This window comes from Micromonospora sp. SD12, from assembly GCF_052068495.1.
Lineage (GTDB): Bacteria > Actinomycetota > Actinomycetes > Mycobacteriales > Micromonosporaceae > Micromonospora > Micromonospora echinofusca.
In genome coordinates this window covers 1-4,176 of sequence record NZ_JBQHDF010000038.1, presented here as the reverse complement: position 1 = coordinate 4,176, position 4,176 = coordinate 1, and the positions used below count along the sequence as shown (strand labels likewise).

The following is a 4,176-nucleotide window of genomic DNA, read 5'->3' as shown; positions in this document are numbered from 1 at the left end:
CGTCGTGGGGTGTGCGGGCGGATTTCCTGGCGGGTCATTCGATTGGTGAGGTGACGGCCGCGTACGTGGCGGGGATGCTTTCCCTCGCTGATGCGTGTGTGTTGGTGGCGGCGCGGGGCCGTCTGATGCAGGCGTTGCCGGCTGGTGGGGTGATGGCGGCGGTCGGCGCCTCCGAGGCCGACGTGCGCGACCTCATCGACACTGCGGGCGCGGCGGTGGACGTCGCGGCCGTGAATGGTCCGGCGTCGGTGGTGGTGTCGGGTGCCGCCGATGAGGTGGCGTCGGTGGTGGCGTCGTGCCGTGAGCGGGGTTGGCGGACGAAGGAGTTGTCGGTCAGTCACGCGTTCCATTCGCGGTTGATGGAGCCGATGCTCGACGAGTTCGCGTCTGTGGTGGCGGGCTTGTCGTGGCAGCCGCCGAAGATCCCGATCGTGTCGAACGTGACCGGCGCCCTCGCGGACGCGGCGGAGATCACCGATCCCGCTTACTGGGTGCGGCACGTGCGGCAGGCGGTGCGGTTCGCCGACGGGGTGGCGGCTCTGCGGGAGCAGGGTGTGGACACGTTCCTGGAGGTCGGCCCGGACGCGACGTTGACGGCGATGGTGGCGGAGATCGTCGGGGACGCCGGGGTGCGGCGGGTTGCGGTGTCGCGGCGGGATCAGCCGGAGGTCGGGGCGCTGACGTCTGCGCTGGGGCAGTTGTGGGTGGCGGGTGTGCCGGTGGAGTGGGCGGCGTACCACGGTCAGACCGGTGTCCGGCCGCGCGTGGTCGACCTGCCCACGTACGCCTTCGACCACCGGCGCTACTGGATCAACGCCGGGACGCGCTCCTACCACGCCCCCGTCGCCCGGCGTACCGCCGCCGACGAGGACTTCTGGCGGGCCATCGAGGCGGAGGACCTGACGACCCTCGCCGAGAGCCTGGCCGTCGACGCCGACGCCCCGCTCGCCGACGTCCTGCCGGCACTGTCCACCTGGCGACGCCGCCGGGACGCCGAGGCCGCCCTCGACTCCTGGCGCTACCGGGTGGCCTGGCAGCCGCTCACGGACGACCCCGCCCGCGCCGAGGCGTCCGACTTCCTGCTCGTGGTACCGGCCGACGCCGACGCGGTCGTGACGGACTGGGCGACCGCCCTGGGCGCGGCCGGCGGACGGATCGTCGAGGTCGACGCCGCGTGCGACCGGAAACGGCTCGCCCACGACCTCGTCGAGGCGTCGACCGGCCAGGACGGGAACCCGCTGCCCGTGCTCTCCCTCCTGGCCCTCGACAACCGGCCGTACGCCGGGTCCGGCTCCGTGCCGACCGGGCTCGCCGGCACGGTCGCGCTCGCGCAGGCGCTCGGCGACGCCGGGATCACCGCCCGGCTCTGGATCGCCACCCGTGGCGCGGTCGCCGTCGGCTCCCGGGACCGGCACGTCGACCCCGTGCAGGCCATGGCGTGGGGCTTCGGCACCGTGCTGCGCGCCGAGCACCCGCACCGCTGGGGCGGGCTCGTCGACGTCCCCGAGCGGCCCGACCAGGGCGCCGTACGCATGCTGCGGACGCTGATCTCCGGCACCGGCCGCGAGGACGAGGTCGCCCTGCGCGGCAACGGCGCCCACGCGCGTCGGCTCGTCCGGGCGGCGTACGGGGACACCGGTCCCCGCGGTTCCTGGACGCCGCGCGGCACGGTGCTGATCACCGGCGGTACCGGGGCCCTCGGCGGGCACGTCGCCCGCGCGTTGGCCGCCGAAGGCGCCGAACACCTCCTGCTGGTCAGCCGGCGGGGTGGCGAGGCGCCGGGAGCGTCCGCCCTCGCCGACGAACTCGCCGCGCTCGGCAGCCGCGTCACCCTCGCGTCCTGCGACGTGGCCGACCGCGCCGCGCTCGCGGCGCTGCTCGACTCGATCCCCGACGAACTGCCGCTGAGCGCGGTCATGCACACCGCCGCCGCCCTCGACGACAACGTCGTCGACGCCGTGAGCGTCGACCAACTGGCCACCGCCCTGCGGGCGAAGGTCGACGCCGCGCGCAACCTCGACGAGCTGACCCGGGGAGCGGACCTCTCCGCGTTCGTCCTCTTCTCCTCGCTCGCCGGCCTCATGGGTGCCGCCGGCCAGGCCACGTACGCGCCGGGCAACGCCTTCCTCGACGCCCTGGCGCAGCGCCGTCGCGCCGAGGGACTGCCGGGAACCTCGCTCGCCTGGGGCCTGTGGGCCGACGGCGGGGTGAGCGCCGGCGACTTCGAGCAGCGGCTGAGCCGCACCGGGTTCGGTGCGATGGCGCCGGAGACGGCCGTACGCGCGCTCACGCGGGCGTTGGACCGCGACGAGACGTACCTCGTGGTGGCCGACATCGACTGGGCCCGGGTGGCGGCGGCCGGCGGCCGGCGCGCCCACCCGCTGGTCCACGACCTCCTGACCGAGGCCGGCGCGGCGGTGACCGCCGACGCCCCCCTGCCGGCGGCCGACCTGCGTCTGCGCCTGTCGTCGATGTCCGGTACGGAGCAGCTGCGCGTCCTGGGCGAGCTCGTACGCGCCGAGGTCGCCGCCGTGCTGGGCCACGAGTCCGCCGAGCGGGTGGCACCGGAGCGCGCGTTCCAGGACCTCGGCTTCACGTCGCTGGCGGCCGTCGAGCTGCGCAACCGCCTCGACGCCGCGACGGGGCTCGCGTTGCCCAGCACGCTCGCCTTCGACTATCCGAACTCGGCGGCCCTGGCCGGGCACATCCACGCCGAACTGCTCGGCGGGCAGGCCCTTCCGGTCGCCGCCACCGTCGCCGGCCCCGTCGTGGGCGACGACCCGATCGTCGTCGTCGGCATGGGCTGCCGTTTCCCCGCCGGAGCCGAGTCCCCGGAGAGCCTCTGGGAGCTGCTGACGGCCGGCGTCGACGCGATGTCGGACTTCCCGAACAACCGGCACTGGGACCTGGATTCGCTGGCCGGAACCGACTCCTACGTCTCGCGGGGCGCGTTCCTGGCCGACGCGGGTGGCTTCGACGCCGAGTTCTTCGGCATCTCGCCGCGCGAGGCCCTCGCCATGGACCCGCAGCAGCGGCTGCTGCTGGAGGTCTCCTGGGAGGCGTTCGAGGACGCCCGGATCGAGCCCCTCGCGCTGCGCGGCAGCCGGGTCGGGGTGTTCGCCGGCACGAACGGCCAGGACTACGAGACCGTCGTACGCGAAGCCGGGGAGTCGCTCGCCGGCTACGGCGCGACCGGCGCCTCCGCGAGCGTGTTGTCGGGTCGGGTGGCGTACTCGTTCGGGTTCGAGGGGCCGGCGGTGACGGTGGACACCGCGTGTTCGTCGTCGCTCGTGGCGCTGCACCTCGCGGCGCAGGCGCTGCGGTCCGGCGAGTGCGATCTCGCGCTGGCCGGCGGCGTGACGGTGATGGCCACTCCGGGCGCCTTCATCGAGTTCTCCCGCCAGGGCGGGCTGTCGGCGGACGGCCGCTGCAAGGCCTTCGCCGAGTCGGCGGACGGCACCGCGTGGGGCGAGGGCGTCGGCGTCCTCGTCGTGCAGCGGCTGTCGGACGCGCAACGTGACGGCCGCCGGATCCTGGCGGTGGTGCGTGGTTCGGCGGTGAACCAGGATGGTGCGTCGAACGGTTTGACGGCGCCGAACGGTCCGTCGCAGCAGCGGGTGATCCGGCAGGCGCTGGCGTTCGCGGGTCTGTCGACCTCCGACGTGGACGTGGTGGAGGCGCACGGCACGGGTACGACGTTGGGTGATCCGATCGAGGCGCAGGCTCTGTTGGCGACGTATGGGCAGGGTCGGGATGTGCCGTTGTTGTTGGGGTCGGTGAAGTCGAACATCGGTCACACGCAGGCGGCTGCCGGGGTGGCCGGGATCATCAAGATGATCTTGGCGATGCGGCACGGTGTGGTGCCGGCGACCCTGCACGTGGACGCACCGTCGTCGCACGTGGACTGGTCGTCGGGTGCGGTCGAGTTGGTGAGCGAGTCCCGGGCGTGGCCGGATTCGGAGCGTCCCCGTCGTGCGGGTGTGTCGTCGTTCGGCATCTCGGGGACGAACGCGCACGTGATCCTGGAGCAGCCGGAGCCCGAGGTCGCGGCGGAGCCGGAGTCTGTCCCGGCGTCTGCCGGGGGCGCTTCCGTGGCTTTGCCGGTGCCGTGGGTGGTGTCGGGTCGTTCGGAGCGTGCCCTGTCGGGTCAGGCTGGGCGGTTGGCGTCGTTCGTGC

The 4,176-nt window shown here is 74.0% G+C and carries 1 protein-coding gene; it reads left to right on the top strand.

Annotated elements, in window-relative coordinates:
- On the top strand, positions 1 to 4,176 hold a 4,176-nt coding region (locus tag ACTMS2_RS29180), incomplete at both ends, for an SDR family NAD(P)-dependent oxidoreductase (protein ID WP_441178253.1).